Genomic DNA, 26,095 nt, shown 5'->3' on the forward strand with positions numbered 1-26,095 from the left:
CGGGCCGAAGCCGAAGCCCGGGCCGAACGCCGGGCCGCCGGGGCCGCCGGGGCCGAAGCCCGGACCGAAGCCGGGGTCGAACGGCCCGCCCGGGCCGAACCCCGGGGCGAAGCGACGGCCGCGGCCGCGGCCCTCGCCCGGGTTCCCGCGCTCGTCGTCGTGCGCCTCGTGGTGGCGCTCGTCGTCGCGGCGGCCCCGCCCGGGGCGGTCGCCCCGGGTGTCGAAGGCGCGCAGCGGGTCGCCCCAGAAGTCGGGGGTGCGGCGGCGGGAGCCGGTCCGTCCGGTCAGCGGGTCTGTGGCGCGGGGGTCGCGACGGCGGTCGTCGCGACGGTCGTCGATGTGGTGGTGGTGTCGCATGGTCGTCTCCTCGAGTCGTGGGGCCGCGGCCGTGCGCCGTGGCCGGCCGCCGGGGCGGGCGCGGTGCGCACCGGGCCGGCGGTCGTCCGGGAGGGCATCAGCTCGACCGGACGAGTTAACGATATATCTTCGACACATCGTTGACAAGACCTCCCGAGGACTGTCGATCGGCCGGGTCTCGCACGTCACGCCACCGACGGGCACAGTGGGCGTGCTCGCGCGAGCGAAGGAGACCGCGATGGCGACGACGACCACGATGTGCCTGGTGCTGCTGTACGGCGACGAGAAGGCGTGGGCGACCCTGGACGACGAGCAGCGCGCGCGGCTCGACGCCCAGCACCGCGACTTCGCCGGCGCGCTCGCCTCGGCGGGCCACGAGCAGCTCGGCGGCGGCCAGCTCACCTTCACGGCCGACGCCGTCAGCGTGCGGCGCAGCGGCGACGGGCCCGCGCTGCCGGACGGGCTGCGTCACCTGGGGCAGCGCCACGACGTCGTCGAGGGCCCCTACGCCGAGACCACCGAGCAGCTCGGCGGCTACTACCTCGTCCGGACCGGCGACGTGCGCGGGCTCGCCGAGCTCGTCGCGTCGCGCCTCGGCGAGGGCGCGGAGATCCGGCCGCTCGTGGGCGGGGCGTCGTGAGGTTCGTCGTCCTGCGCTACGGCACGGCGCCCGCGCTCGGCGGTGGCGACGACCTCGCCGCCGAGGAGCTCGCGGGCGCGGACGCGGCGACCACCGTCGTGTGGGTCGACGGGCGCGCCCACGTCCTGCAGGGACCTGCCGCCCGCGACGCCGGCCCGGTGACGGCCGTGCGCGTGCTCGACGCGCCGCACCTCGACGCCGTGCTGGGATCCCTGGACGCGATGCCCGGCGCGACGTACGAGATCCGCCCCTGCGCGCTCGTCGGGGGCCGGCCGTGATCCCCGACGCCGGCCCCGTCGCCCCGGCCGACGTCGACGACGCGATCGCGCGGGCCTGGCGCGAGCACTGGTCGCGGCTCATCGGGCTGCTGATCGGGCAGTACCAGCGGCCCGACCTCGCCGAGGACGCCGTGTCCGACGCCTTCGAGGCGGCGACCAAGCACTGGCCCACGGGCGGGGTGCCGACGAGCCCGGGTGCGTGGCTGCTCACGGCTGCGCGGCGCAAGGTGCTGGACCGCCTGCGCACCGAGGCGGTGCAGCGCCGCAAGGAGCCGCTCATGGTCGTGGACGACGAGATGCGGGCGGCCGCCGCGACGGCCGTCGACCCGGGGGCGCACGTCGCCGACGAGCAGCTGCGCCTCCTGTTCGCCTGCTGCCACCCGGCCATCGCGGCGGACGACCGCGTCGCGCTGACGCTGCGGTTCGTCGTCGGCCTGCCCACCGCCGAGATCGCCCGGCTCATGCTCGTGCAGGAGTCGGCGATGGCGGCGCGGCTGACCCGCGCGAAGAAGCGGCTCGCGTCGTCCGGCATCCCGTTCGCGACGCCGGAGCCGGAGCACCTCGACGAGCGGCTCGACGTCGTGGCGACCGTCGTGTACCTCGCGTTCACCTCCGCCTACCACCCCGGCGCGCACGAGCAGCCGCTGCGCGTCGACCTCGGCGACGAGACGATCCGGATGCTGCGCGAGCTCGACCGGCTGCTGCCCGGTCGTCCGGTCGTCCGCTCGCTCCTGGCGCTCCTGCTGCTGCAGCACTCGCGCCGCGACGCCCGGCTCGACGACGAGGGGCGCCTCGTCCTGCTGCCCGAGCAGGACCGCACGCGCTGGCACACCGACGAGATCACGGAGGCCCTCGCGCTGCTGCAGGACGGCTCGTCCGTGGCCGCCGACCCGGCGCCGGACCGCGCGACGGCGCTCGCCCGCGAGTACCGGCTCCAGGCGCTGGTCGCCGCCGAGCACGCGACCGCGCCGTCAGCCGACCGCACGCGCTGGCCCGTCATCGCGGCGCTGTACGCGGAGCTGGAGGAGCTGACCTCGTCGCCGGTCGTGCGGCTCGCGCGCGCCGTCGCGGTCGCCGAGGCCTACGGCCCCGAGCACGGGCTCGTCCTGCTGGACGGGCTGGAGACGGTGCTGCCCCGCCACCACCGCGTCCCCGCCGTTCGCGCCGAGCTCCTGCTGCGCACGGGCGACCGCGCGGCGGCCGCCGCCGAGCTCGAGCGCGCCCTGGAGCTGGTGACCAACGAGACGGAGGCCGCCCACCTCCGCACCCGCCTGACCACCCTCCCCCCGCCCCCAACCCCGCGACTTCGTAGCGCCGCGACCACGTCGTAGCGCAGGCGCTACGAACGCGTCGCCGCGCTACGAACTCGCGCGCCGGGGGTGCGGGTGCGCCAAGTGGCCGCGAGGGCGGAGCGGGACCGGCATGCGCGCGAGCACCCGGCGCACGAGGGCGGCGCCGTCGCGCAGGTCCTCCTTGGTCACCCGCAGGACGGTCCACCCGGCCTCGACGATCGCGTCGTGCCGCCGCTTCTCCGCGACCAGGACCTCCGGATCGGCGTACTTCACGCGCCCGTCGTACTCCAGGAGGAGCCGCGCGTCGGTCCACCCGAGGTCGGCCCAGAACGTGCCGAGCCTCGTCGTGACGCGGACCTGCGTCTCAGGAGCCGGCAGTCCCGCACGCAGCACCACCCATCGCGTCGCCGACTCCCCGGGCGACTGCGCCCCCGCGTCCGCCAGTCCGACGACGGCCCGGGCGCGGGCACTCCCTCGTCCTCGCCCCACCTCGTCGACGAGTGCCAGGGCGTCCGCGCGGACGAGGCCGGCGGCCAGGGCCGCGTCGGCGACCACGAGCGCGTCGAGCGGTCGCAGGGTGCGAGCGCAGTCGACGACCGTGAGCGCGAGGGAGGTGACGGGGAGGCCGAGCCTGCGCGTCGTCTCGGACGGGGAGGGAAGCCCGTGGTGCCGGGTGACCGAGGGGTCCGTCCGAGGGCCTTGCCGGACGGCATGACGCAGGTGGACGTCGGACGGCACGCGCCACAGCGGCAGCTCCCACAGGAGGGCCGCCGTCTCGTGGCTGAATGCGTGGGCCGAGCGCATGCGTCGGTGGACGGCGAGAGCCCGCGCCAGGTGGAGGTCCCGCGGCGCGTCCACGTCGGCCGGCCGCGCGTACGCCCCGCGCAGCACCCGGACCCACGTGCCGTCGCGCAGGGCCTGCCGCAGCCACTCGTCGGGCACGCCGGAGGCGGGGTGGACGGCCGGCAGCCTGGTGGGTGACACGCCCCCACTGTGACGAGGCGGCGCGACCGACGCGGCTCCCCATCCACAGCCCTGCGCGAGTTCGTAGCGTCGCGACCGCTTCGTAGCGCTGGGGCTACGAACTCGTCGCCGGGCTACGAACTCGCGGGTGGGGGTGGGCCGGGGGGCGGGTGGTCAGGGGGTGAGGAGGAGGGTCAGGAGGGTGAGGTTGAGGGCCACCACCAGGGTCACCACCACCACCAGCGTCGCGTGCAGGGGGGTCGGGGTGCGCGCGTCGCCCATGACGGCGCGGCTGCGGGTGAGCGCGACGAGCGGGACCACCGCGAACGGGATGCCGAAGCTGAGGACGACCTGGCTGACGACGAGGGTCCACGTCGGCTCCGCGCCGACGGCCAGCAGGACGATCGCCGGGATGATCGTCACGACGCGGCGCAGCAGGAGGGGGAAGCGCCGGTGCAGCAGCCCCTCCATGATCGTCGCCCCCGCGTAGGCGCCGACCGACGTCGAGGCGAGGCCCGACGCGAGCAGCCCGACGGCGAACGCGAGGCCGACGGCCGGGCCCAGCGCGTCGACGATGGCGCCGTGCGCGCCGTCGATCGAGTCCGTGCCGGGCACGCCCCGCAGCCCCGAGGCGGCGAGCAGCAGCAGGCCGATGTTGACGACGCCGGCGACGACGAGCGCGACGCCGACGTCCCACCGGGTGGCCCGCAGCAGCCGATCGCGCACGGGCCCGGCCGGCGCCTGCCCGTGCCGGTCGCGCGCGAGCGCCGAGTGCACGTAGATGGCGTGCGGCATCACGGTCGCGCCCAGCATGCTCGCGGCGAGGAGCACGGAGTCGGTGCCCTCGAAGCGCGGGACGAGGCCCGCCACGACCCCACCCGCGTCCGGCGGGCTGACGAGGAGGCCGGCGAGGAAGCCGAGCGTGACGACGGCCAGCAGCCCGACGACGACGGCCTCGAACGGCCGCTGCCCGTACCGGTTCTGCGTGGCGAGCAGCCCGAGCGAGACGACGCCGACGATCAGCCCGCCGAGCGGCAGCGGCAGCCCGAACAGCAGGTGCAGCGCGATCGCCCCGCCGACCACCTCGGCCACGTCGGTCGCCGCGGCGACGAGCTCGGCCTGCACCCAGAACGCCAGGCGCGGGCCCCGGCGCAGCCGGCTGCCGAGGACGGCGGGCAGCGAGCGGCCGGTCACCAGCCCCAGCTTCGCGGACTGGTACTGGACGAGCACCGCTATCGCGTTCGCGGCCACCAGCACCCAGAGCAGCAGGTACCCGTACCGCGCCCCGGCGGTGACGTTGGCGGCGACGTTGCCGGGGTCCACGTACGCGATGGCGGCCACGAACGCGGGGCCGAGCAGCGCCGCGGTGGCGCGCCGGCGCCCGCCCGTGCCGCGAGCGGGCCGGCGCTCGGCCAGTGCCGTGGACTCCATGGATCCGGACGCCCCTCCACCTAGGTTTCGGACGTCCGAACTCTACCCGCGTCTCAGCGTCGCCGCAGCGCCGACGGGCCGCTCAGGCGGCGAGCTCCAGCACCCACCGCTCGCCGGACCGCCGGAACCCCACACGCTCCAGGTAGTCGGTCGACTCCCCCGCCACCGAGGCGGTCTCCAGCCGCTCGAACCCGCGCGCCTCGAGGGCCCCGCTGCGCCGGTAGACGAACTCCCCGGGCGTGAAGTCGCGGAACCGCGGCGTCACGTAGTCCAGCTCGACGCGGCCCAGCCCACCGCCCTCGTCGGCGACGACGACCACGCCGACCGTCTCGTCGCCGCGGACGACGAGCAGCCCGGTCCGCGCGCCGCCCGGGGCCGAGCCGGAGCGGTCCGCCTCGAAGGACGGGTGGAACCGGGCGAGGTCGTCGGCGTGCACCCGCAGGAAGTGGCGCAGGTAGGCGTCGTCGTCGCCGACGTCGACGACCTCGTAGGCGCGCTCGTCGTGCCGCTCGCGCAGCAGCCGCCACAGCCAGTACACGTCGATGACGGCGATGACGCCGTTCATCACGGCGAACGGCCAGATCTCGAAGACGGCGTTGTAGACGGTCGCGATCGTCGCGCCCACCAGGTTGAGCCAGCGGAACCGCAGGACGCGCGCCTGCATGAGCGACACGACGACGAGCAGCGAGCCCACCCAGCCGAACACCTCGAACCAGAGCATCGCAGCAGGCTACCGGCGGCCGTCCACCAAATGAGATGACGGGCACCGGGGCGCCCCGCGATCGTGGAGGCATGAGCTGGACGCTGCGAGAGCTGCCCGTGCCCGCGACCCTCGACGACGAGGACGCGTGGCTCCTGCACGGCTACGTCCGGGCGGCCAACGCCGCCGCGCTGGACACCTGGGGCACGCACGACTACGACGTCTCCCCCGCGGAGGTGCTCGGATCGCTCCGTGAGCAGACCTATGAGCGCAAGGCCGTGGTCCTGGCCGTCGAGGACGAGGACGGCGACCGCCCGGACCCGGCGCGCGTCGTCGGCTCGGCGTGGCTGGACCTGCCGCTGCAGGACAACACGCACACGGGCTACGTGGAGCTCGTCGTGGTCCCGGACCGGCGCGGCCGGGGCATCGGCTCGGCGCTGCACGAGCGGGCGCTGCACGTCGCGCGCTCGGCCGGCCGCTCCAAGCTCACCTCGTCGACGGACCACCGCGTCGAGCCCGGACCGGACGAGCCCTCGGTCGCCCCGACGACGGGCACCGGCCGCGTGCCCCCCGACGCGCCGGGCGTCGGGTTCGCGCAGCACCGCGGGTGGGCGCTGGAGCAGGTCGAGCGGTGCTCGCAGCTGCAGCTGCCGCTCGACGCCGCCGAGCTCGCCGCGCACCGCAAGGACGCCCAGGGCGCGGCCGGCGACGCCTACCGCGTGGTGCTGTGGCGCGAGCGCTGCCCCGACGAGTGGGCCCCGGCCTACGCGGTCCTCAACCAGAGGATGAGCAGCGCGGTGCCGCTCGGCGGCCTCGACTTCCAGGAGTACCGCTGGGACGTCGCGCGGGTCCGGGCGATGGAGCAGCGGTTCCTCGACCAGCGCCGGACGATCCTCGTCGCCTGCGCGCAGCACGTCGCGAGCGGCGAGCTCGTCGCGAAGACGGAGCTCGTCACCGTCGCGCACGACGACGAGATCGTCTACCAGTGGGACACGCTCGTGCTCGACGACCACCGCGGCCACCGCCTCGGCATGCTGGTGAAGGCGGCGAACCTCCAGCGGCTGCAGGAGGAGTTCCCCCGCGCCCGCCGCGTCGCGACCTGGAACGCCGAGGAGAACGCCCACATGCTCGCCATCAACGTCGCGCTGGGCTTCCGCCCCGCGGGCTGCTCGGGTGCGTGGCAGATCGAGCTCTGAGGGGTCGGGCCGTCAGCCGGCCCGCACGGCCCGTCCGCCGGCCATCCGCCACCAGGAGGCCCAGCGCCGCTCGACCTCCTCGAACGTCGCGTCGTCCAGCCCGTAGGTCGACATGATCGCGTGCACCTGGCCGTGCGGCGGGTGCGAGGCCGCGGGGACCTCCTGCAGGACGAGGTACGACTCGGTGATCCCGTGCAGGCGCAGCCCGATCTGCTGGGCGGTGCGGTAGTCGAGCGTGCCGCCCAGCAGGGTGCCGTCGGGCCGGCGGGCCTGCACGTTGCCGCCGACGACGACGCCGTGGATCCCGACGAGCCCCGCCCGGTCGAGCAGGCGGTCGCGCGCGTCGCCGGCGTCCAGCCCGAAGCTCGACAGCGTCCGCCGCTCCACGTCGAGGTGCCGCGTGAGGGCGAACTGCAGCTGGTGCAGCCAGGCGGTCCACGCCTCGTCGACCTCGTCCCGCACCCCGTCGAACGTGGACGTCCCCTGGTGGCTCGGCCGCGTCATGACGAGGCGGGTGTGGCGAGGCTCGTGCGCGGCGGCCCAGACCTTGACGTGGTTGTGCTCCCACCGCACCCGGTGCACGGTGGTGTCGCCCTCGACGTCGCGGGTCTCGACCATCGTCTCGACGAACAGCCGCCGGATCTCCGCGTCGAGCCCCGGGTGGTCCCACCCGTACCAGCGCCGGACGAGTGCCGGGTCCCGCAGGTGCTCCCACACGGTCCTGAGCGGCACCGGGATGTCCAGCGACACGATCTCGCGGCGTTCCAGCGTCATGGTCCCCCACCTCGTCGTCGAGCCCGGCGAGACCGGGGCGGCGCGCCCCGGTGCGACACCTCCGACCGTAGCCCGGACGGCGCGGCGCGGCACCTGCCCGACGGGCCTCACACCTCGCTGGCCAGCACCGCCACCGCATCGGGGTCGACCGCGAGCGCGACGTCGTCGCCGGCGACGAGGCGCGCACCGGCCCGCAGGGGCGCGAGCGCCGTCACCTCGCCGAGCCCCGGCACGGCCACCCGGACCGCCGGCCGGCCGCGCCGTGCGAGCACCGCGCGCACCGTCCCGGTGAGCGGACCGTCCTCGACGACGAGCGCGCCGGGCGCGAGCGCGAGCACCGCCCCGGGCGTCGTGGGCACCGCGGCGCGCACCGGCTCCGGCGCGGCGGCGGCCGGGACGAACGTCTCGTAGCCGAGGAAGCGGGCGACCCGCTCGCCCGCGGGGGCGCGCCAGACGTCGGCGGGCGTGCCGACCTGGAGGAGCCGGCCGCGGTCCATGACGGCCACGCGGTCGGCGACGGCGAACGCCTCGTCCTGGTCGTGGGTGACGAACAGGGCGGTGGTCCCGGTCGCGACGAGCGCCGCGCGCAGGTCGAGGGCCAGGCGCTCGCGCAGGGAGCGGTCGAGCGCCGAGAGGGGCTCGTCGAGCAGCAGCAGGCGGGGCTCGGGCGCGAGGGCCCGCGCGAGCGCGACGCGCTGCCGCTCGCCCCCGGAGAGGGTCGCGGTCGGGCGCGCCCCGTAGCCGGCCAGCCCGACGAGCCCGAGCAGCTCGTCGACGCGCGCGCGGGCGTCGGACCGCCGCCGGCCGGCGAGCCCGTAGGCGACGTTGCCCGCGACGTCGCGGTGGGCGAACAGCTGGCCGTCCTGGAACATGAGCCCGAACCCCCGCCGGTGCACGGGCACGTCGTCGACCGGCTCGCCGTCCCACGTGACGGCCCCGCCGGCCAGCGGCTCGAGCCCCGCGACGGCCCGCAGCAGCGACGACTTGCCGCAGCCCGACGGCCCCAGCAGCGCGACGACCTCGCCCTGCGAGACGTCCAGGCTCACCCCGTCAACCGCGGTCGACGGGGCGGCGCCGCGGCGCGTCCCGTCGTAGCGGACGACGACGTCGCGAATCCCCAGCCCGTCGCTCACCACTCGCCTCCCGTCGTCCCGCGCAGCCGCTCGCACAGCGCCACCACCACCGCCGTCATGAGCGCCAGCACGACGCTCGCGGCCAGCGCCCGACCGTACGCCTCGGGGCCCGGCCGCCCGATCAGCCGGAAGATCACGACCGGCAGCGTCGGGTTCTGCGGGCGGGCGAGGAACGACGTCGCGCCGAACTCGCCGAGCGAGGCGGCGAACGCGAACCCGAGCGCGAGCCCGACCGCCCGTGCGCCGATCGCGCCGTCGACGGTCCGCAGCACCCGGCCGGGCGCGGCGCCGAGCGTCGCGGCCGCCTCGCGCAGCCGGGGGTCGATGGCCCGCAGCACCGGCAGGACCGTCCGCACGACGAGCGGCACCGCGACCACGGCCTGCGCGACGGGCACGAGCAGCGGGCTCGACCGCAGGTCGACCGGCAGCCCGAACGGCTCGTGCATCGCGACGAGGAACCCGAAGCCCACGGTGACCGCGGAGACGCCGAGCGGCAGCATGAAGAACGCGTCCAGCCCGGCGAGCGCGCGGCGGCCCGCCGGCCGGCGCGGGCGTCGCGACAGGACGAGGGCGACGAGCCCGCCGACGACGAGGGCGAGGAGCGTCGCGTCGACCGCGGTGCGCAGCGACGTCGCCGCCGCCTGCCAGACGGTGACGAGGACGCCGTCGCCCGCCGTGCCGAGAGCCACGTAGTGGTCGAGCCCCCAGCGGTCGCCGACCCGCAGCGAGCGGACGACGAGGTTGACCAGCGGCAGGGCGACGAGCAGCACCGCGACCGCGGTGACGGCCGCGGCGACGACGGCCAGCGGGTCGCGCTCCGGAAGCCCGGGCGCGCGCCGCAGCCGCAGCGGGCGCACGGCGTCGTCCGGCACCGCCAGCGGCAGCGCCCGCTCCCGCCGGCTGCGCGCCCGGCCCGCGACGACGAGCACGCCGGCCACGACGACGAGCTGCACGACGGACAGCACCGAGGCCGCCCGCAGGTCGAGGAACTGGGTCGTCTGCACCCAGATCTCGGTCTCGACGGTGCCGTAGCGCATGCCGCCGAGCACGAGCACGGTGCCGAACGAGGTCGCGCAGAACAGGAACGCGAGGGACGCCGACGACGCGATCGCGGGCGTCAGCGCCGGCAGCGTGACGGTCCGGAAGGCCCGCCACGGCGAGGCGCCGAGCGCGCGGGCGGCCTGCTCGGCCCGGGGGTCCAGCCGCTCCCACAGGCCGCCGACGCCCCGCACGACCACCGCGTAGTTGAAGAACACCAGGGCCGCGACGATCGCCGCGAACGTGCCGTCGAGGTGCAGGAACCCGAGCGGTCCGCCCTCGACCAGCAGCGACCGGAACGCGACGCCCACGACGACCGTCGGCAGCACGAACGGCACCGTGACGAGCGCGCGCACGGCGGCGCGACCCCGGAACGCGTGCCGGTGGAGCACGTACGCGCCGGGGACGCCCAGCAGCACGCTCACCGCGGTGGCGAGCCCGGCCTGCGCGAGCGTGAGGCCGACGATCCGCCACGTGCGCGGCCGGGAGAAGACCTCGGCGAAGCCCGTGAGGTCCAGCCGTCCGTCCGCGACGAACCCCGTGCCGACCATCACGGCGACGGGCCAGACGAAGAAGACCGCCAGGAACGCGACCGGCAGCGCGACCGCGAGCCCCCAGCCGACCAGCCCCCGCGCGCGCGCACGCCGCACCGTCCGGCCCCGGCGGGGGGCCGGCGGTGCGGGTGCGCGCGGCGCGGTGAGCGTCATGCCGTGCTCGGGCGGGTCAGCCGACGACCGTCTGCGACCACTGCGCGAGCCACTCCTCGCGGTGCTCCGTGATCTGCGCGGCCGGCACCTCGAACGGCTGCGGCGCGAGCGGGGCCCAGTCGGCCCACTCCTGCGGCAGCGTCACCGCGCTCGAGACGGGGTACATGTACATCGAGCCCGGGATGTCGGCCTGCACCTCGTCCGAGAGCAGGAAGTCGACCAGCGCCTGCGCGCCCGGCACGTTCGACGCCCCGGCGAGCACCCCGGCGTACTCGACCTGCCGGAAGCACGTGTCGAGCAGCGCACCGGTCGTCGGCTCGTCGCCGCCCTCCGGCACCGTGAACGGCGGTGAGGACGCGTACGAGAGCACGATCGGCCGCGGTCCGCCGCCGCCACCGCCGGAGAAGTCCGTCGAGTAGGCGTCCGACCAGCCCTCGGCGACCTTGAGCCCGTTGGCCTTCAGGGCCTCCCAGTACTGGGGCCAGGCGTCGCCCTTCGCGCCGACGGTCGCCAGCAGGAACGCGAACCCGGGCGACGACGTCACGGGGCTCGGCACGACGAGCAGGTCCCGGTAGCGGGGGTCGGTGAGGTCGTCGAGGGTCGCGGGCTCGGGCACGTCGTGCTCGGTGAACCACGCGTGGTCGACGTTGATGCACACGTCGCCGTAGTCGACCGCGGTCAGCGCCCCGCCGCCGTCCGCGGCGTAGGTGGCCGCGTCCTGCGCGGCGGGAGCCGCGGACGTGTACGGCTGCACGACGCCCTCGTCGACCGCCCGCGAGGCGAACGTGTTGTCGACGCCGAAGACGACGTCGCCGAGCGGCGCGTCCTTCGTCAGGACGAGCTGGTTGACGAGCGTGCCGGCGTCGCCCGGCTGGACGACCTCGACCCGGTACCCCGTCCGCTCCGTGAAGTCGTCGAGCAGCCCGTCGCTCAGCGCGAACGAGTCGTGCGTGACGAGCGTGACCGTGCCGCCCGGCGTGCCGGCCGACCCGGAGGGGGCGGCCGCACCGCCCGCGATCGAGCAGGCCGAGAGCGCGAGGCCGAGGGCCGCGACGGCACCGACGAGCGCGGACGTGCGCGCGGTGCGTGAGATGGCTGGCGCCATGAGGTGGTGCTCCTCCTTCGTCATGAGGAGGGGGCCGCCGCGCCCGCCGCCGGCGCGTCCAGGGCGGGGCCGGTGGACGTGCGGCGACGACCGCGGAGGCTGAGATCCCGACTCCCTACGCCGGTGTTAACCGGATCAGGTGCGAGGGTCTGCGGCTGGCCGCACTCTCAGCGTCCCGCCGTCCGGCACCGTGCCGACCGACGGACGCTCCCCTGTCGTTCGTCGTCGATCCTAGCCCCGCACCCGGGCGCACCCGGCACGCGGCCGGTAGCGTGGCAGCGGCCGGCCCGGGCAGCCCCGGGCCTCGTCCGCCGCCCGAACCGTCGTCCGACAGCAGGAGGTCCGCATGGCCGACGACCAGCAGTCCCGTCTCGCCAAGATCACCGGCATGCTCGCCGCGCTCGTCGCCGCGGCCGTCGTCACCAAGGTCGTGAACATGGCGTGGGAGAGCGCGAGCGGGCACAAGCCGCCGAGGGCGGACGACGAGGACGCGGGCCTGTCCGAGGTCGTCGTCGCGGCCGCGCTGACGGGGGCGCTCGTCGCCGCCGCGCGCATCCTCGCCACGCGCGGCACCGCCAAGTTCGCGGCCCGGGTCAACACGAACCGCGGCTGACGCCGCCGACGCCCGGCGCCCGGCCCGCCCGGGTCAGGGCGCCAGGGACGGCACCGGGCAGTCGAACACCTCGCGCAGCACGCGCCGCGCGGCGTGGAACCCGCTGAGCCCGTGCACGCCGGGGCCGGGCGGGGTGGACGACGAGCAGAGGTACACGCCGTCGCGCCCCGTCCGGTACGGCTCCCACACCGGGCGGGGCCGCGCGAACATCTGGTACATCGAGACCGCGCCGGCGGCGATGTCGCCGCCGACGTAGTTCTGGTTGTGGTGCGCGAGCTGCGCGGCCGGGACGCACCGGCTCGCGACGACGACGTCCCGGAAGCCCGGCGCGAACCGCTCCACCTGCGCCGTCACCGCCTCCGTCACATCGACCGTCGACCCCGACGGCACGTGCGCGTAGGCCCAGAACGGGCGCAGGTTCCCCCGCCGGCGCGACTCGTCGACCACGGTCGGGTCGGAGGCCAGCACCATCGGCCGCTCGGCGTGCCGGCCGGCCGCGACGTCCGCCTCGGCGCGCGCCATGTCGGCGCGCGATCCGCCGACGTGCACCGTGCCCGAGCGCTCCACGTCCGGCGCCGCCCACGGCACCGGCCCGGAGAGCACGTAGTCCACCTTGGCCGCGCCGTTGCCGTAGCGGAACGCCTCGAGCTGGCGGCGCGCCCGGGGGGCCAGCGAGTCCCCGAGCACCCGGACGAGCGTGCGCGGGGTGGTGTCGAACAGGTACGCGTGCGCCGGCGGCAGGTCGGCCTCGGTGCGGACGACGTGGTCCGTGACGACCTCGCCGCCGTGCGCCTCCAGGTCCGCCCGCAGCGCGTCGACGATCGCCTGCGACCCGCCGCGCGGGATGGGCCAGCCGTCGCCGGCATGGGCGAGCGCGCCGAGCAGCAGCGCGGTCCCCGCCGCCGACAGCGAGGGCAGCGGCGAGATGGCGTGCGCCGCGACGCCGGTGAGCAGCGCGGGCGCCACGTCCCCGGAGAAGCGCCGGTCCCACGCCCGCGTGCCCTGCTCGAGCACCGCCAGGCCGAACGCCGCCGCGCCCGGGATGCCGCCGGGCAGCAGGCCCGGCGGGATGCTCCGCTTGTCGCCCATCGCCACCGCGACGACGGCCTCCCAGTGCTCCGCGAGGCGGCCCATGAGCGAGCGCCACGCCGGCCCGTCCGGACCGAGGCCCTCGACCGTCCGGTCGAGGTCGCGCCACGCGATGCCGGCCCGGCCGCCGTCGAGCGGCTGGGCGAACGAGACCTCCGGGGTCAGCAGCTCGACCCCGTGCGCCCGCAGGTCCAGCTCGGCGAAGAACGGCGAGGCCCACGCCATCGGGTGCACGGCGGAGCAGATGTCGTGGACGATGCCGTCCGCGAGCCCGAGGTCCAGCGTCCGGGCGCCGCCGCCCGCGGTCGGCTGGGCCTCCAGCACGGTCACGGCGAGCCCCGCGCGGGCGCACGTCACGGCGGCGGCGAGCCCGTTCGGGCCCGACCCGACGACGACGACCTCCGCACGTCCGACCATGCTCCGATCCAACCACCCGGCGCGGCGGCCCGTCGGCCGGGGCTCCCCGCTCCCGCTCGTCGGCGTGCTCGTCGGCTCGTTCCCGCCCGGGGCGCCCCGCGACCGTGGCACAGTTCTCCGCGGACGAGGCCAGGGGGTGGACGAGGTGACGGGCGTGCAGGACGACGCGCGCGAGCGGCGCAGGGCGCGGGCCGTGACCTACGGGGCCGTCGCGCTGCTGCTCACCGTGGCGCTCGTGCAGCTCGAGCTCTGGCCGCTCACGGCGTACCGGCTGTTCAGCAACGTCCGGACGGACAGCCGTGTGACGCTCGAGCTCGTCGCCGTCGCGGCCGACGGGTCGACGACCCCCGTCCGGCTGCCGTCCGACCAGGTGCTCGGCACCACCGCGCACCAATACCGCGACCTCGAGCGCGCGTCCGAGGAGCGGCGCCGGGAGCTCGTCGACGCGTGGCTCGCCGCGGGCGCGGTCCGGGCCGACGACGTCGCCGAGGTCCGGCTCGACCGGGTGCGCCAGCGCATGGACCCGGGCTCGCTCACGTGGTCCGACGTGGAGCGCACCGTCGTCGTGGAGGTCCCGCTCGCCGGCCCCACCCCGGAGGGCGCCGCGTGAGCGCCGTGGCCGACCGCGCGCGGCAGGTGCGCCGCCGGCTGGGCCCGCCGCGCTCGTGGGCCGGTCGCGTCGACGCCGCGCTCACCGCACCGGGCCCCGGGTACCGGCTCGTCGAGGTGCAGACGCTGCTCAGCCTGCTGATCGCGCTCCGGCTGCTCGGCCGGGACTGGACGCGCATCGCCGACCGCCCGGCCGAGCTCACCGGTGGCCTCACGGTCGTCAGCTGGCTCCCGCCGCTGCCGGCCGCCGCGCTCGTCGTCGTGCAGGTGCTCGGCGTCGCGGGCGTCGCCGCCGTCGTGAGCCGGCGGCTGCCGCGCGCCGGCTACGCCGTGGCCTGGAGCTCCTACACCGTCCTGACCGCCCTCTGGGGCGAGTCGGGGAAGGTGATGCACAACGACGTGCTGACCGTGACGGTCGGCGCGGTGCTGCTGTTCGCGTCCGTCCCCGGCCGCGGCCGCAGCGGCGGGTGGTCCGTGCGCTGGGGCTGGCCGCCGCGCGCCGCGCTGGCCGTGCTGGCGACCGTCTACTGGCTGACGGGCGCCCAGAAGCTGCGGCACTCCGGGCCGGAGTGGGTCCTCAGCGACAACATGGCCTGGGTGCTGCGGCAGGGTGCCGTGGGGCACGGCGCGCAGGTCGCCCACTGGGTCGCCGACCACCTCGTCGTCTCCCAGCTGCTCGCCGGCGGGGCGCTCGCGCTTGAGCTCACCGCGCCGCTGTGGCTCGCCGTCCGCCGGACGCGCGCGCTCTTCGCCGTCGCCGTGCTGCTCATGCACACGAGCATCTGGTGGTTCCTCGGGCTGGACTACTCCGCCTGGGTGCTCACGGCCGCCGCGGTCGCGGTGCCGATGTCGCTGCGGCCCGAGCGGCGGCTGGTCGACGTGGTGCGCCGGCGCCCGGCACCACCGCCCGCGGCGCCCGAGCGGCCCACGGCGCTCACGCCCGCCGGCGACGCTGCGCTTCCTGCGCCGCGGTGAGGTCGCGCGTCAGCTCGTCGACCTCGAGCGTGCGGGAGTCGACCTTGCCGGTGCGGTAGCCCGCGCGCCCGACCATGTGCGCCGCGACGGGCGCCGTGAGCATCTGGAAGACCGCGACGAGCACGAGCGCCCACACGGCGCCGCCGTCGCGCAGCCGCAGCCCCAGCCCGACGAGCACGAGCACGAGCCCGAGCACCTGCGGCTTCGTCCCCGCGTGCATGCGCGCCAGCAGGTCGGGGAACCGCAGCACGCCCACCCCCGCGGCGAACGCGAGCAGCGACCCGCCGAGCAGGCACACCACCGACGCGACGTCGGCCACCCGGTTCCAGTCGTCGGCCGTCATCGGACCTCCCCCTCCGCGCCGCCGCCGTGGTGCTCGTCGGGCACGCCGCGCTCGTCGTCGGTCGCCTCGGCCTGCGCCCGCAGCTCGGCCTCGCGCGCCGCGATCTCCTCACGCGTCAGCACCCGCCCCTCGCCCTCGGGCTCGACGGCCGCGAAGCGCGCGATCGTCACCGAGCCGACGAAGCCCACGAGCGACAGCGCGACGAGGATCGGCACGACGTCCGCGCGCCGGTACGCCGCGGCGTACAGGCCGAGCGCGGCGATGATCGTGAGGACGACGATGTCGAGCCCGACCGTCCGGTCGAGCATCGAGGGGCCCTTCTCGATCCGGATCACCGAGAGCAGGGCGCCCGCGACGAGCAGCACGCCGCAGACCCACACGACGACGGTCACGCGGTCACCTCCTGCCGGGTCCGGTGGGCCGGCAGCCCCGCCTGGAGCAGCTCGTCGTCGGACGCGAACGCGCGCAGCACCCGCTCCTCCTGGTCGAGCACGGCCTGCCGCGCCGCCTCGATGCCGCCCGCCTGCCGCACGTCGAGCACGTGCAGGTACAGCATCCCCGTGAGCCGGTGGGCCTCGACGACGAGCGAGCCCGGGACGAGCGAGCACAGCTCGGCGGTCATCGTCAGGTAGAGGTCGGAGTGGCTGCGCAGCTGCACGCCGATGACGGCGCCCCGGGGGGTGTACCGCGGGCGCAGCGCGAGGAGCGCGACCTCGAACGACGCGCGCACGACGTCCAGCGCGAACCGCCCGAACAGCCGCGCGACGCCCAGCGGGCGGACACGCCCGTGGAAGGCGATGGGCGTCATCCGCAGACCGGTGGTCACGACGACGCCGAGCACCAGGCCGACGAGCACGTTCGCGACGGACAGGTCGCCCCACAGGAGCACCCAGACGACCGCGAGCCACGCGATCGTGCCCCACTGCGACGCGACGGCCCTCACGGCGCACCCCCGTCGTCGCCCTCGGCGACCAGGCCGCCGGGGTCGCCGTCGGGGAGCACGGCCTCGAGGTACGGCGTCCGCTCCGCGAGGCTCTGCGCGGCCCGCTCGGTGTACCCGTACAGCGGGCCGCCCGCCAGGGTCAGCCCGAGGCCGACCGCGATGAGGGCGGCGGTCGGACCGACCATCCCGAACGGCAGCGTGGTGGCGGGCCGCACGGACTCGGGCGGCTGCCAGAACGCCTTGTTCCACGCCTTGACCAGCGCGTACAGCGTCAGCAGCGACGTGACGACCGAGCCGACCACCAGCGTGTACGCCAGCGGCGTGCCGACCTCGACACCCGCCTCGAGCAGGCCCATCTTGCCGAGGAAGCCGGACAGCGGCGGGATGCCGGCCAGGTTCATCGCCGGCACGAAGAACAGGATCGCCAGCACCGGCGCGATCTTCGCCAGGCCGCCGAGGCGGGTGAGCGACGTCGTCCCGCCCACGCGTTCGACGAGGCCGACGACGAGGAACAGCGCCGTCTGGACCGTGATGTGGTGCGCGACGTAGTAGATCGCCGCGCTCCAGCCGGCGTCGGTGGACAGCGCGATGCCGAAGATCATGTAGCCGATGTGGCTGACCAGCGTGAACGAGAGCAGTCGCTTGATGTCGTCCTGCGCGACGGCGCCGAGGATCCCGACGACCATCGTCGCGAGCGCGAGCCACATGAGGACGTCGTCGAGCGCGCCGCCCGGGAACAGCAGCGTCTGCGTCCGGATGATCGCGTAGACGCCGACCTTCGTCAGCAGGCCGGCGAACACGGCCGTGACCGGCGCGGGGGCCGTCGGGTACGAGTCGGGCAGCCAGGCCGAGAGCGGGAACACCGCCGCCTTGATGGCGAACGCGAGCAGCAGCAGGACCTGGATGAGCAGCCGCACGCCGGGGTCGATCTCCGGCAGCCGCAGCGCGAGCTGCGCCAGGTTGACCGTGCCGGCGGCCGCATACGTCACCGCGAGCGCGACGAGGAAGAGGATCGACGAGAGCAGCGCGACGACGACGTAGATCGTGCCCGCGCGGATGCGCTCGCCCGTGCCGCCGAGCGTGATGAGCACGAACGAGGCCGCGAGCAGCATCTCGAAGCCGACGTAGATGTTGAACAGGTCGCCCGAGAGGAACGCGTTGGCGACCCCCGCGGTCAGCACCAGGTACGTCGGGTGGAAGATCGAGATCGGCGCCGACTCCTCGTCGTCGTACCGCTCCTGCGCGAGCGAGTAGAGCAGGACGCAGAGGGTCACCGCCGACGAGATGGTGAGCATGAGCGCCGAGAGCCGGTCGGCGACGAGGTCGATGCCGAGCGGGGCCCGCCAGCCGCCGATCTCCACGACGAGCGGCTGGTCCTCGACGACGACCAGCAGGGCGACCGCGGCGACGAGCACGATGGCGAGCGCGCCGACCGAGACGATCGGCTGCAGGCGCGGGCGCCGGTAGAGCGCGAGGGCCAGGCCGGCCGCCGACAGCGGCACGACGACCGGGAGCGGGACGAGCCAGTCGAACGTCATCGTGCCCCCCTCCCCTCGTCGACCGGTTCCTCGTCCTCGCCCGTGGCGAGCGTCGCCTCCGGGGTCGTCGCCCCCTCGTCCGTCTCGTCGCGCGCCTCCTGGGCGTCCTCGTCGAGCGAGCCGGCCGTCCCCTCGGTGTCGGTGTCGGCCGTGGCCCGTTCGTCGACGGCCGCGAGCTGGGCGATCCGGCGGTCCTCGACGTCGTCCTGGACCTCGTCGTGCCGGTGCAGCTGCCAGGACCGGTACGCCATCGCGAGCAGGAACGCCGAGAGGCCGAGCGTGATGACGATGGCCGTGAGCACCATCGCCTGCGGCAGCGGGTCGCTCATCTGCCGCTCGGGCGTCACGCCCGTGATCGGCGGGCCGCCCGCCGCGCCGCCCGCGACGAGGAAGAGCAGGTTCGCGCCGTTGCCGAGCAGCACGACGCCGACGAGCACGCGCGTCAGGGAGCGCTCCAGCAGCAGGTAGACGCCCGCGGCGAACAGCGCCGCGATGGTCACGACGAGCACGAGGCTGGGGCTCATGTCGATCATCGGGCGCGCCCCGTCCGGGCCGCCGCGCGCACGGGCGAGCGGTCGTCGTCCGGCTCCGCGTCGTCCTCGCCGGTCTCGGCACGGCGGTCGATCTCCGCGCCGAGGCTGCGCAGGATGTCGAGCACGAGGCCGACGACGACGAGGTACACGCCCACGTCGAAGAACAGGCTCGTGACGAGCTTGACGTGGCCGAGCACCGGGAGGTCCACCTGCACGATCACGGACTCGAGCACCGACAGCCCCATGAGCTGCGCGACGAGGCCCACGCCCGCCGAGAGGAACAGCCCCGTGCCCAGCAGCACGCCGGGCTGCACGGGCGCCGCCTCCCCCAGCTCGTAGCGCCCTCCGGCCAGGTACCGGACGACGAGCGCGATGCCCGTCACCAGGCCGGCCGCGAAGCCGCCGCCGGGGGCGTTGTGCCCGCTGAACAGCAGGAACAGCGAGTACACGATCATGGTGTGGAACAGCAGCCGGACGACGACCTCGAAGATGACCGAGCGCCGCCGTGGCGCCAGCGTCTCGCCCGCGCGCAGCCACTCGCGGTTCGTCGCCGGCGCGTCGACGCGGGCCTGGTCGCCGGCGCGCGGGGCCCGCAGCGCCGCGAGCGCGTCGTCGCCGGCGCCCCACACCGCGCGGTCGGTCGTGGCCTCGCGCGCCCGGAAGATGGCGCCGCCGCGCCGCGAGAGGAACACGAGGCTCGCGACTCCCGTGGCGGCCACCAGGAGCACGGAGATCTCGCCCATCGTGTCCCACGCGCGGATGTCGACGAGCGTGACGTTGACGATGTTCTTGCCGCCGCCGAACTCGTAGGCCTCGACGGGGAACTCCTGGGACTGCGGCAGGTGCATCCGAGCGCCCGGGGCGACGAGCGCGACGCCGGCGGCCACGAGGCCGACCGCGAGCCCGATCGCCAGGCGCACCCAGCGGCTGGCGGCGAGCGGGCGGTCGGAGAAGTAGGGAGGCAGTCGCCGCAGGACGAGCACGAACACGACGAGGGTGACGGTCTCGACGAGCACCTGCGTGAGCGCGAGGTCCGGGGCGCCGTGCAGCAGGAAGAGCCCCGCGACGGAGTAGCCGCCGACGCCGAGCAGGATGACGGCCTTGAGCCGGCGGCGGGCCCGCGTGACCAGCAGCGCGGAGACGATGATCGCGACCGCGAACGGCACCTGGGCGAGGCGGTCCCACGCGCGCACCTGACCCGGCAGCCCGGTGCGGCTCAGCAGCACGCCGCCGACGCCGACGACGAACACGACGAGCACGATGCCGAGGTACAGCGGGAGCGAGCCACGCTGGGTGACGGCGGTGACGTCGGCCGCGACGTCGTCCAGCCGCCGCATGAACCGCCGGTACAGGCGGTCCGCCTCGGGCCCGCGGTAGCGGCCCTGCTGCCAGTGCTCCACCTGCTCCCGAGCCCAGAAGGCGAGAGCCCCGAGGGCCAGCACGACGACCGTGACCGCCAGCGCCGGCGTCAGCCCCGCCCAGAGCGTCAGGTGCCCGCTCTCGCCGCTCGCGTACGTGTCGGCGTACGGCGCGAGCAGGTGCTCGCCGAGCTGCGGCAGCAGCGCGACGCCCAGACCCAGCGCGCCGAGGACGAGCGCGGGCCACACGAGGACGAGCGACGGCCGGCTGATCGGCGCGGGCTCGGCGTCCGGGTGGGCCTCGGCGTGGATCGTCGTGCCCGGGCTGCGCGCGCCGTCCGCCTGCTGGTCCGCCGCGTCGCCGACGAGCGCCGACTCCGGCACGACCGCCCGCTTCGTCGCGAAGGCGCCCCACCACAGCCGCAGCCCGTACGCCACGGTGAGCGCCGAGCCGAGGGCCACGACCACGAGGACGACGGGTCCCAGCGCACCCTCGTCGAGGTGCAGCGCCGCCTCGAGCCCCGCCTCCTTCGCCACGTACCCGGCGAACGGCGGCAGGCCGATCATCGAGGCGGTCGCGAGCGCGCCGGCCGCGGCCGTCAGCGGCAGCGCCCGCCCGACGCCGGAGAGCCGGCGCAGGTCGCGCGTCCCGGTCGCGGCGTCGACCACGCCGACGACGAGGAACAGCGCGGCCTTGAACATCGCGTGCGCGCCGAGCATCGCCAGGCCGGCGAGCGCCGTGGCGCGCGTGCCGAGCCCGACGAGCAGCGTGATGAGCCCGAGCTGGCTGACCGTGCCGAACGCGAGGACGAGCTTGAGGTCGTGCTGCCGCAGCGCGCGGTACCCGCCGAGCAGCAGCGCCCCGCCGCCGAGCACCACGACGATCCAGCGCCACACGGGACTCGTCCCGTACGCGGGTGCGAACCGCGCCACGAGGTAGACCCCCGCCTTGACCATCGCCGCCGCGTGCAGGTACGCGCTGACCGGCGTCGGCGCGGCCATCGCGGCGGGCAGCCAGAAGTGGAACGGGATGAGCGCCGACTTGGTGACCGCCCCCGCGAGCAGGCAGCAGATCGCGACTGTCGCCAGGGTTCCGCCCGGCGGGTCGGCGATGACGGACGAGAGCCGGTAGGTGCCGGCGGCCTCGCCCAGCAGGACGATCCCGACGAGCATCGCCAGGCCGCCGGCCGTCGTGATGACGATCGCCTGCATGGCCGCGCGCCGGCTCGCCTTGCGCTCGCTGTAGTGGCCGATGAGCAGGTACGACGTGACCGTCGTGAGCTCCCAGAAGACGAACAGCAGGATCATGTCGTCGGCCGTGACGAGGCCGAGCATCGCGCCGGCGAACGCGACGAACACGCCGCCGAACCGGCCCAGGCCCGAGGCCGACGCCGAGAAGTACGCCGAGCAGTAGACGAGGACGAGGGCCCCGACGCCGCCGACGACGAGCGTCATGAACCAGCTCAGCGTGTCGAGGCGGAACGACAGGTCGAGGCCGAGCTGCGGGATCCACTCGACGACCTCGACGGGCCCCTGACCGGCCGCGACGCGCTCGGTCCAGGTCAGCGCCCAGACGGCGACGCTGGCCGGCGCCAGCGCGAGGACCCAGAACGCGCGGCGCCCCCAGAGGCGGACCAGGGTGGGCGCGCTGAGAGCCGCCGCGAGGTGCACGGCGAGCAGGATCAGCACGCGTCCGGCTCCGTCCTGTCGGGGGCGGGCAGTCGGGTCCTCGGAGGGCCACGGCGGTGCGTGACGGGGGTCGGGATGCGGCGCGTCCGGCGGTCCGAGGGGCTCGCCGGGGCGCTGCGGGGAATGCAAAGACTCTATCAACCGCACCCCCACCCCCCGCGCGCCAGGAGCCCTGTCACCGCCGTGACATCACCCACCCGGCGCCCCCTCCCCACCCCCGTCCGCCGAGATCGGCACTCCCGCCCGAGATCGATACGTCGACCTGCCGATCTCGGGCGGGAGTGCCGAGCTGGGCGGGTGGGCGGGGTCCCAGGCGGGGGTCGGTAGCGTGAGCGGGTGAGCGTGGTGCAGTGGGTGTGCCTGGCAGCCGTCGTCGTCGCGACCGTCGTCGGGGTCGGCGTCTTCGCGCGGGGGGTCGGGCGGATCGTCGCCACCCTGCGCCGGGGGCGGCCGGCGCCGCAGCGGTGGCGGCCGGTCGGGCGCCGGCTCGCGACGCTCGTCACCGAGCTGGTCGGCCACGGGCGGTTCCAGCACCGGCCGGTGGTCCGGGTCGCCCACTGGGTCGTCATGGTGTCGTTCCCGCTGCTGTTCGTCACGCTCGTCACCGGCTACGGCCAGGTGGTGGACCCGCGGTTCGCCCTGCCGGTGATCGGGCACCTCGCGCCGCTGGAGTGGCTCGTCGAGGCGTTCGCGTGGCTGTCGCTCGTCGGGATCGTCGCGCTCACGGTCCTGCGCCTGCGGATCCGCCCGCGCCCGTCCGACGACGAGGCGCAGCAGCGCCGGTCCCGGTTCTTCGGGTCGAACCTCGCGCAGGCGTACTTCGTCGAGGCGACGGTCGCCGCCGTCGTGGTCGCGGTGCTGGTGCTGCGGGGCCTGGAGTACGCGCTCGGCGCGCAGGGCGGCGAGCTGTGGGCGACGGCGGCCCACTTCCCCCTCACCGCCTGGCTCGGCTCGGCGTGGACGGGCGCCCCCGCGGCGGCGCTGGAGACCGCGGTCGTCGTCGCGGCGACCGTGAAGATCCTCGTCTCGATGGCGTGGTTCGTCGTCGTCGGGCTGCAGCCCACGATGGGCGTCGCGTGGCACCGGTTCCTCGCGGTCGTCAACGTCTACGCGCGGCGGGAGCCGGACGGGCGGCCCGCGCTCGGCCCGCTCGCGCCGATGACCCTCCCGGACGGCTCGGCGTTCGACCTGGAGAGGGTCGACGAGCTGCCGGAGGACGCGCGGCTCGGGGTCTCGACGATCCAGGACCTGTCGTGGAAGGGCCTGCTGGACCTCTCCACGTGCACCGAGTGCGGCCGGTGCCAGGACGTCTGCCCCGCGTGGGCGACCGGCAAGGCGCTCTCGCCCAAGCTGTTCGTCCTGGGGCTGCGCGACCACGCGGCCGCCGCGACCGACGACGCGAACCTGCTCGGCGCCGACCTGCTCACGGCCGGGGCGGTCGACTACGACGCGCTGTGGGACTGCACGACGTGCGGGGCCTGCGTGCAGCAGTGCCCCGTCGACATCGAGCACGTCGACACGCTCGTCGGCGTGCGGCGCGCGCAGGTGCTCATGGAGTCGCGGTTCCCGCGCGAGCTCGGCCAGACGTTCACCAAGCTCGAGCGCCAGGGCAACCCGTGGGGGCTGCCGGCGCGCACCCGCCTCGACTGGGCCAAGGGCCTCGACTTCCCCGTCCCCGTGATCGGCCGGGACGTCGAGACGGCGGCGGACGTCGAGTACGTGTTCTGGGTGGGCTGCGCGGGGGCGTACGAGGACCGGGCGAAGCGCACGACGCAGGCGGTCGCCGAGCTCCTGCACACCGCGGGCGTCAGCTTCGGGGTGCTGCAGGGCGAGATGTGCACGGGCGACCCGGCGCGCCGCGCGGGCAACGAGGTGCTGTTCCAGACGCTCGCGGCGGGCAACGTCGAGAACCTCAACGGCGCCGGGGCGACGAAGGTCGTCGTGACCTGCGCGCACTGCTTCAACACGATCGCGAACGAGTACCCGGAGCTGGGCGGGCGGTTCGACGTCGTCCACCACACCGAGCTGCTGGACCGGCTCGTCGCCGAGGGACGCCTGCGCCCGGCCGCCGACGACCGCACGGTGACCTACCACGACCCCTGCTACCTGGCCCGGCACAACCAGGTGTACTCCCCGCCGCGCGAGCTGCTCGGCTCCGTGCCCGGGCTGCAGCTCGCCGAGATGCCGCGCGCCGGCAAGGACGCGTTCTGCTGCGGCGCCGGTGGCGCGCGGATGTGGATGGAGGAGTCGGCCGGCACGCGCATCAACGCCGTGCGCTCGGCGGAGGCGGTCGCGACCGGGGCGGACGTCATCGCGACGGCCTGCCCGTTCTGCACGGTGATGCTCTCCGACGGGGTGGCCGCGAACGCCCGTGCCGCGGCCGGCGAGGGGTCCGCGCCCGTGGGCGTCCCCGAGGTCGCCGACATCGCCGTGCTCCTGCTCGACCGGGTCCGCGGCGCGGCGCCCGCCGAGCAGGCCTGACGCGCTACGGCAGCGGCGCTGCGTCTCCGGCGAGCTCCAGCCGGTACCCGCGCTTGACCACGGTGCGGATGAGCCCGCGGCTCCCGGTCGCCTCGCGCAGCCGGGCGATCGCCACCTCGGCGGCGTGCCCGTCGCTCGAGTCGCCGGGCAGCGCCCGCAGCACGGCGTCGCGCGGCACGACGGCCCCGCGCGCGGCGGAGAGCACCCGGAGCACCTCCAGCCCGGCGGGCGTGAGCGCCAGCACCCGGCCGTCCAGCACCGCGGCGCCGCGGTAGACGCGCAGCGGGCCGGCGACCGTCTCGAGCGCCTCCATCCCGCCGTAGTGCCCGACGACGAGCCGGACGAGCGCGCCCAGCCGGCCGCGCTCGGGCACGAGCGGCTCGGCGCCGCGCTCCCGCAGCGGTGCCGCGGTCACCGGACCGACGGCCGCCAGCACCACGGAGCCGTCGGCGCAGCGGGCGAGGATGCGGTCGGTCACGCCCTCGGCGTCGGCGGCCGCGAGCCAGGCGTGCGCGCCGGGCGCGGAGGTGAACGTCACCGCGTCGACCTCGCCGTCCGCGACGGCGTGCACGGACGCGGCGACGGCCGCCGGGTCGGGCGGCGGCCCCCAGCGGTAGACGACGAGGCTGCGGACGCGCGCACCCGCGGCGGCGAACGCCTCGTCGAGCCCGTCGGAGCCAGCCCCGTGGTGCTGCACCGCGATGTCGTGCCCCGCGACGCCCTCGTCGAGCAGGAACGCGGCGATCTCGGCGCTCGTCTCGGACTCGGCGACCCAGTCGGCCGTCAGCCCCGCCGCCTGGATGGCGCCGCGGGCCTTGGGGCCGCGCGCGACGATCCGGGCACGCGCGAGCACGTCGAGCAGCGGCTCCGCGAGCCCCGCGGCGTCCGCCGCCTCCACCCAGCCGCGGAACCCGATGCCGGTCGTGACGACGACGGTGTCGGGCGGGTCCGCGACGATCGCGCGCGTCGCCGCGAGCAGCGCCGCGTCGTCGATGTGCGGCACGATCCCGAGCGCCGCGGCGTGCCGGACGACCGCGCCCCGGCGGGCCAGCGCGGCCGACAGCTCGGCCGCGCGCCGGTCGGCCGTGACGAGCACGACGCAGCCGGCGAGGACCTGGTCGATCCCCGGCTCGGCGGCGGTCGTCGCGCTCACGGGGCCATTGTGACGGCGGGGTCCAGCAGCCCGTCGGCGGCGACCGCCCCGAGGACGACGACGGCGGGTGCGCGAACCTCGGCGGCGGTGGCCGCGGCCGGCAGGTCGGCGAGCGACGCGCGCGTCACGCGCTGGCCCGGCAGGGTCGCGTCCTCCACGACGGCGGCGGGCGTGCCGGGGTCGACGCCGGCCGCGAGCGCCTCGTCGACGAGCCCGCCCAGCGCCGCCACGCCCATGAGCACCACGACGGTGCACGTCCCGTCGCGCAGGCCGACGAGCCCCGCGGCGTCCCAGCCGTCGTGGCCGTTCATCACGTGCAGCGCGCCGACCGTGCCCCGGTGCGTGAGCGGGATGCCCGCGGCCGCGGGGGCGGCGAGCGCGCTGCTCACGCCCGGGACGACCTCGACCGGCACCCCGGCCTCACGGCACGCCAGCACCTCCTCGCCGCCGCGCCCGTACACGAACGGGTCGCCGCCCTTGAGCCGGACGACGAGCCGCCCGCGCTGCGCGTGCTCGACGAGGATCCGCCCGATCTCGTGCTGCGGCACCGGGTGGTGGCCCGGCGTCTTGCCGACGTCGACCACCTCGACGCCGGGAGCCAGCTCGTCGAGGACCGCCGTCGGGCCGAGCCGGTCGACCACGACGACGTCCGCCTCGGCGAGCGCCCGCCGGCCCGCGAGCGTGAGCAGCCCGACGTCGCCGGGGCCGCCGCCCACGAGCACGACCCGCCCCTGCGCCCG

The 26,095-nt window shown here is 75.9% G+C and carries 25 protein-coding genes and 1 riboswitch; of the genes, 8 read left to right on the forward strand and 17 right to left on the reverse strand.

The genetic code is table 11. From position 1 onward, the window contains the following. Window positions 1-357: hypothetical protein (locus HGCM_RS20165; protein WP_026075232.1), on the reverse strand; the 357-nt coding region annotated here is incomplete at its 3' end. Between the two features lie 238 nt (window positions 358-595). Here HGCM_RS20165 and HGCM_RS19620 point away from each other — a divergent pair. From HGCM_RS19620 to HGCM_RS03200, 3 genes are read left to right on the forward strand one after another with little or no spacing between them, the layout of a single operon-like run. Next, a complete protein-coding gene (locus HGCM_RS19620) occupies window positions 596-997 on the forward strand; it encodes a YciI family protein (RefSeq protein ID WP_161604958.1) in 402 nt (133 codons plus the stop codon). Then, window positions 994-1,275: a hypothetical protein gene (locus tag HGCM_RS03195; RefSeq protein WP_019135443.1), complete on the forward strand. Its 282-nt coding sequence runs from the start codon at window positions 994-996 to the stop codon at window positions 1,273-1,275. The genes HGCM_RS19620 and HGCM_RS03195 overlap by 4 nt, the downstream gene beginning before the upstream one ends. Beyond that, window positions 1,272-2,606, forward strand: coding sequence for an RNA polymerase sigma factor (locus tag HGCM_RS03200; protein ID WP_019135444.1), 1,335 nt, complete (start codon window positions 1,272-1,274; stop codon window positions 2,604-2,606). The genes HGCM_RS03195 and HGCM_RS03200 overlap by 4 nt, the downstream gene beginning before the upstream one ends. A gap of 27 nt (window positions 2,607-2,633) precedes the next feature. Here HGCM_RS03200 and HGCM_RS03205 read toward each other — a convergent pair whose 3' ends face one another. The 3 genes from HGCM_RS03205 to HGCM_RS03215 all read right to left on the reverse strand — a co-directional run bounded on the left by HGCM_RS03205 (window position 2,634) and on the right by HGCM_RS03215 (window position 5,682). After that, a complete protein-coding gene (locus HGCM_RS03205) occupies window positions 2,634-3,551 on the reverse strand; it encodes a hypothetical protein (protein ID WP_147572618.1) in 918 nt (305 codons plus the stop codon). Between the two features lie 153 nt (window positions 3,552-3,704). Then, a complete protein-coding gene (locus tag HGCM_RS03210; RefSeq protein ID WP_019135446.1) occupies window positions 3,705-4,961 on the reverse strand; it encodes an Nramp family divalent metal transporter in 1,257 nt (418 codons plus the stop codon). Window positions 4,962-5,043: 82 nt separating this feature from the next. Further along, entirely contained in the window at window positions 5,044-5,682 is a 639-nt protein-coding gene (locus HGCM_RS03215) for a hypothetical protein (protein ID WP_019135447.1), read from the reverse strand. A 71-nt stretch (window positions 5,683-5,753) separates the two neighbouring features. Here HGCM_RS03215 and HGCM_RS03220 point away from each other — a divergent pair, with 71 nt between their 5' ends. Then, window positions 5,754-6,857, forward strand: coding sequence for a GNAT family N-acetyltransferase (locus HGCM_RS03220; protein WP_019135448.1), 1,104 nt, complete (start codon window positions 5,754-5,756; stop codon window positions 6,855-6,857). A 12-nt stretch (window positions 6,858-6,869) separates the two neighbouring features. Here HGCM_RS03220 and HGCM_RS03225 read toward each other — a convergent pair whose 3' ends face one another. The 4 genes from HGCM_RS03225 to HGCM_RS03240 all read right to left on the reverse strand — a co-directional run bounded on the left by HGCM_RS03225 (window position 6,870) and on the right by HGCM_RS03240 (window position 11,614). Beyond that, on the reverse strand, window positions 6,870-7,631 hold the full coding sequence (locus HGCM_RS03225; protein ID WP_019135449.1) for a hypothetical protein: 762 nt from the start codon (window positions 7,629-7,631) through the stop codon (window positions 6,870-6,872). A 107-nt stretch (window positions 7,632-7,738) separates the two neighbouring features. Next, window positions 7,739-8,764: an ABC transporter ATP-binding protein gene (locus tag HGCM_RS03230; RefSeq protein WP_040399339.1), complete on the reverse strand. Its 1,026-nt coding sequence runs from the start codon at window positions 8,762-8,764 to the stop codon at window positions 7,739-7,741. Beyond that, on the reverse strand, window positions 8,761-10,509 hold the full coding sequence (locus HGCM_RS03235; protein WP_019135451.1) for an ABC transporter permease: 1,749 nt from the start codon (window positions 10,507-10,509) through the stop codon (window positions 8,761-8,763). The genes HGCM_RS03230 and HGCM_RS03235 overlap by 4 nt, the downstream gene beginning before the upstream one ends. A 16-nt stretch (window positions 10,510-10,525) precedes the next feature. Beyond that, complete coding sequence (locus tag HGCM_RS03240; RefSeq protein WP_026075233.1) at window positions 10,526-11,614, reverse strand: thiamine ABC transporter substrate-binding protein; 1,089 nt, start codon at window positions 11,612-11,614, stop codon at window positions 10,526-10,528. Between the two features lie 95 nt (window positions 11,615-11,709). After that, a riboswitch (TPP riboswitch) is annotated at window positions 11,710-11,838 on the reverse strand. A 122-nt stretch (window positions 11,839-11,960) separates the two neighbouring features. Here HGCM_RS03240 and HGCM_RS03245 point away from each other — a divergent pair. Then, window positions 11,961-12,227, forward strand: a complete 267-nt coding sequence (locus HGCM_RS03245) for a DUF4235 domain-containing protein (RefSeq protein ID WP_019135453.1) — start codon at window positions 11,961-11,963, stop codon at window positions 12,225-12,227. A 33-nt stretch (window positions 12,228-12,260) separates the two neighbouring features. On the opposite strand, the gene HGCM_RS03250 is transcribed toward HGCM_RS03245, so the two are convergent. Continuing rightward, window positions 12,261-13,733, reverse strand: a complete 1,473-nt coding sequence (locus tag HGCM_RS03250; RefSeq protein WP_019135454.1) for a phytoene desaturase family protein — start codon at window positions 13,731-13,733, stop codon at window positions 12,261-12,263. On the opposite strand from HGCM_RS03250, the gene HGCM_RS03255 reads away from it, so the two are divergent. After that, window positions 13,732-14,343: a hypothetical protein gene (locus HGCM_RS03255; protein ID WP_147572620.1), complete on the forward strand. Its 612-nt coding sequence runs from the start codon at window positions 13,732-13,734 to the stop codon at window positions 14,341-14,343. The two genes, HGCM_RS03250 and HGCM_RS03255, sit on opposite strands and share 2 nt — an antisense overlap. Further along, entirely contained in the window at window positions 14,340-15,317 is a 978-nt protein-coding gene (locus HGCM_RS03260; RefSeq protein ID WP_019135456.1) for a hypothetical protein, read from the forward strand. Before HGCM_RS03255 ends, HGCM_RS03260 begins: the two co-directional genes overlap by 4 nt. Here HGCM_RS03260 and mnhG read toward each other — a convergent pair. Genes mnhG through HGCM_RS03290 form a run of 6 tightly spaced genes read right to left on the reverse strand, consistent with a single transcriptional unit; the run spans window position 15,277 to window position 21,721 of the window. Further along, window positions 15,277-15,660, reverse strand: coding sequence for a monovalent cation/H(+) antiporter subunit G (gene mnhG, locus HGCM_RS03265; RefSeq protein ID WP_019135457.1), 384 nt, complete (start codon window positions 15,658-15,660; stop codon window positions 15,277-15,279). The genes HGCM_RS03260 and mnhG overlap by 41 nt on opposite strands. Beyond that, complete coding sequence (locus tag HGCM_RS03270; protein ID WP_019135458.1) at window positions 15,657-16,052, reverse strand: MrpF/PhaF family protein; 396 nt, start codon at window positions 16,050-16,052, stop codon at window positions 15,657-15,659. The genes mnhG and HGCM_RS03270 overlap by 4 nt, the downstream gene beginning before the upstream one ends. Continuing rightward, complete coding sequence (locus HGCM_RS03275; RefSeq protein WP_019135459.1) at window positions 16,049-16,603, reverse strand: Na+/H+ antiporter subunit E; 555 nt, start codon at window positions 16,601-16,603, stop codon at window positions 16,049-16,051. Before HGCM_RS03275 ends, HGCM_RS03270 begins: the two co-directional genes overlap by 4 nt. Then, the gene (locus tag HGCM_RS03280) at window positions 16,600-18,141 is read right to left on the reverse strand and encodes a Na+/H+ antiporter subunit D (protein ID WP_019135460.1); all 1,542 of its coding nucleotides are present in this window, start codon (window positions 18,139-18,141) and stop codon (window positions 16,600-16,602) included. The genes HGCM_RS03275 and HGCM_RS03280 overlap by 4 nt, the downstream gene beginning before the upstream one ends. Further along, window positions 18,138-18,674, reverse strand: coding sequence for a Na(+)/H(+) antiporter subunit C (locus HGCM_RS03285; RefSeq protein ID WP_019135461.1), 537 nt, complete (start codon window positions 18,672-18,674; stop codon window positions 18,138-18,140). The genes HGCM_RS03280 and HGCM_RS03285 overlap by 4 nt, the downstream gene beginning before the upstream one ends. Then, window positions 18,671-21,721 (reverse strand): Na+/H+ antiporter subunit A, encoded by a 3,051-nt coding sequence (locus HGCM_RS03290; RefSeq protein ID WP_019135462.1) that lies wholly within the window; start codon window positions 21,719-21,721, stop codon window positions 18,671-18,673. The genes HGCM_RS03285 and HGCM_RS03290 overlap by 4 nt, the downstream gene beginning before the upstream one ends. Window positions 21,722-22,057: 336 nt before the next feature. Between HGCM_RS03290 and HGCM_RS03295 the strand changes: the two genes are divergently transcribed. Continuing rightward, a complete protein-coding gene (locus tag HGCM_RS03295) occupies window positions 22,058-24,202 on the forward strand; it encodes a (Fe-S)-binding protein (RefSeq protein WP_019135463.1) in 2,145 nt (714 codons plus the stop codon). Between the two features lie 4 nt (window positions 24,203-24,206). Here HGCM_RS03295 and HGCM_RS03300 read toward each other — a convergent pair whose 3' ends face one another. After that, entirely contained in the window at window positions 24,207-25,355 is a 1,149-nt protein-coding gene (locus HGCM_RS03300) for a uroporphyrinogen-III synthase (RefSeq protein ID WP_019135464.1), read from the reverse strand. Further along, window positions 25,352-26,095 (reverse strand): uroporphyrinogen-III C-methyltransferase (gene cobA, locus HGCM_RS03305; RefSeq protein ID WP_026075235.1); only part of this gene is annotated, 744 nt, incomplete at its 5' end. The genes HGCM_RS03300 and cobA, both read right to left, overlap by 4 nt.

It is taken from the genome of Cellulomonas massiliensis JC225, from assembly GCF_000312005.1.
GTDB lineage: Bacteria > Actinomycetota > Actinomycetes > Actinomycetales > Cellulomonadaceae > Cellulomonas > Cellulomonas massiliensis.

What these genes read in the sequence shown, in the direction of transcription:
- HGCM_RS03285 (WP_019135461.1), bottom strand. Translation starts at nt 18,674, where the DNA reads ATGATCGACATGAGCCCCAGCCTCGTGCTCGTCGTGACCATCGCGGCG.
- HGCM_RS03280 (WP_019135460.1), bottom strand. Translation starts at nt 18,141, where the DNA reads ATGACGTTCGACTGGCTCGTCCCGCTCCCGGTCGTCGTGCCGCTGTCG.
- HGCM_RS03210 (WP_019135446.1), bottom strand. Translation starts at nt 4,961, where the DNA reads ATGGAGTCCACGGCACTGGCCGAGCGCCGGCCCGCTCGCGGCACGGGC.
- HGCM_RS03220 (WP_019135448.1), top strand. Translation starts at nt 5,754, where the DNA reads ATGAGCTGGACGCTGCGAGAGCTGCCCGTGCCCGCGACCCTCGACGAC.
- HGCM_RS03245 (WP_019135453.1), top strand. Translation starts at nt 11,961, where the DNA reads ATGGCCGACGACCAGCAGTCCCGTCTCGCCAAGATCACCGGCATGCTC.
- mnhG (WP_019135457.1), bottom strand. Translation starts at nt 15,660, where the DNA reads ATGACGGCCGACGACTGGAACCGGGTGGCCGACGTCGCGTCGGTGGTG.
- HGCM_RS03215 (WP_019135447.1), bottom strand. Translation starts at nt 5,682, where the DNA reads ATGCTCTGGTTCGAGGTGTTCGGCTGGGTGGGCTCGCTGCTCGTCGTC.
- HGCM_RS03250 (WP_019135454.1), bottom strand. Translation starts at nt 13,733, where the DNA reads ATGGTCGGACGTGCGGAGGTCGTCGTCGTCGGGTCGGGCCCGAACGGG.
- HGCM_RS19620 (WP_161604958.1), top strand. Translation starts at nt 596, where the DNA reads ATGGCGACGACGACCACGATGTGCCTGGTGCTGCTGTACGGCGACGAG.
- HGCM_RS03225 (WP_019135449.1), bottom strand. Translation starts at nt 7,631, where the DNA reads ATGACGCTGGAACGCCGCGAGATCGTGTCGCTGGACATCCCGGTGCCG.
- HGCM_RS03255 (WP_147572620.1), top strand. Translation starts at nt 13,732, where the DNA reads ATGCTCCGATCCAACCACCCGGCGCGGCGGCCCGTCGGCCGGGGCTCC.
- HGCM_RS03240 (WP_026075233.1), bottom strand. Translation starts at nt 11,614, where the DNA reads ATGGCGCCAGCCATCTCACGCACCGCGCGCACGTCCGCGCTCGTCGGT.
- HGCM_RS03235 (WP_019135451.1), bottom strand. Translation starts at nt 10,509, where the DNA reads ATGACGCTCACCGCGCCGCGCGCACCCGCACCGCCGGCCCCCCGCCGG.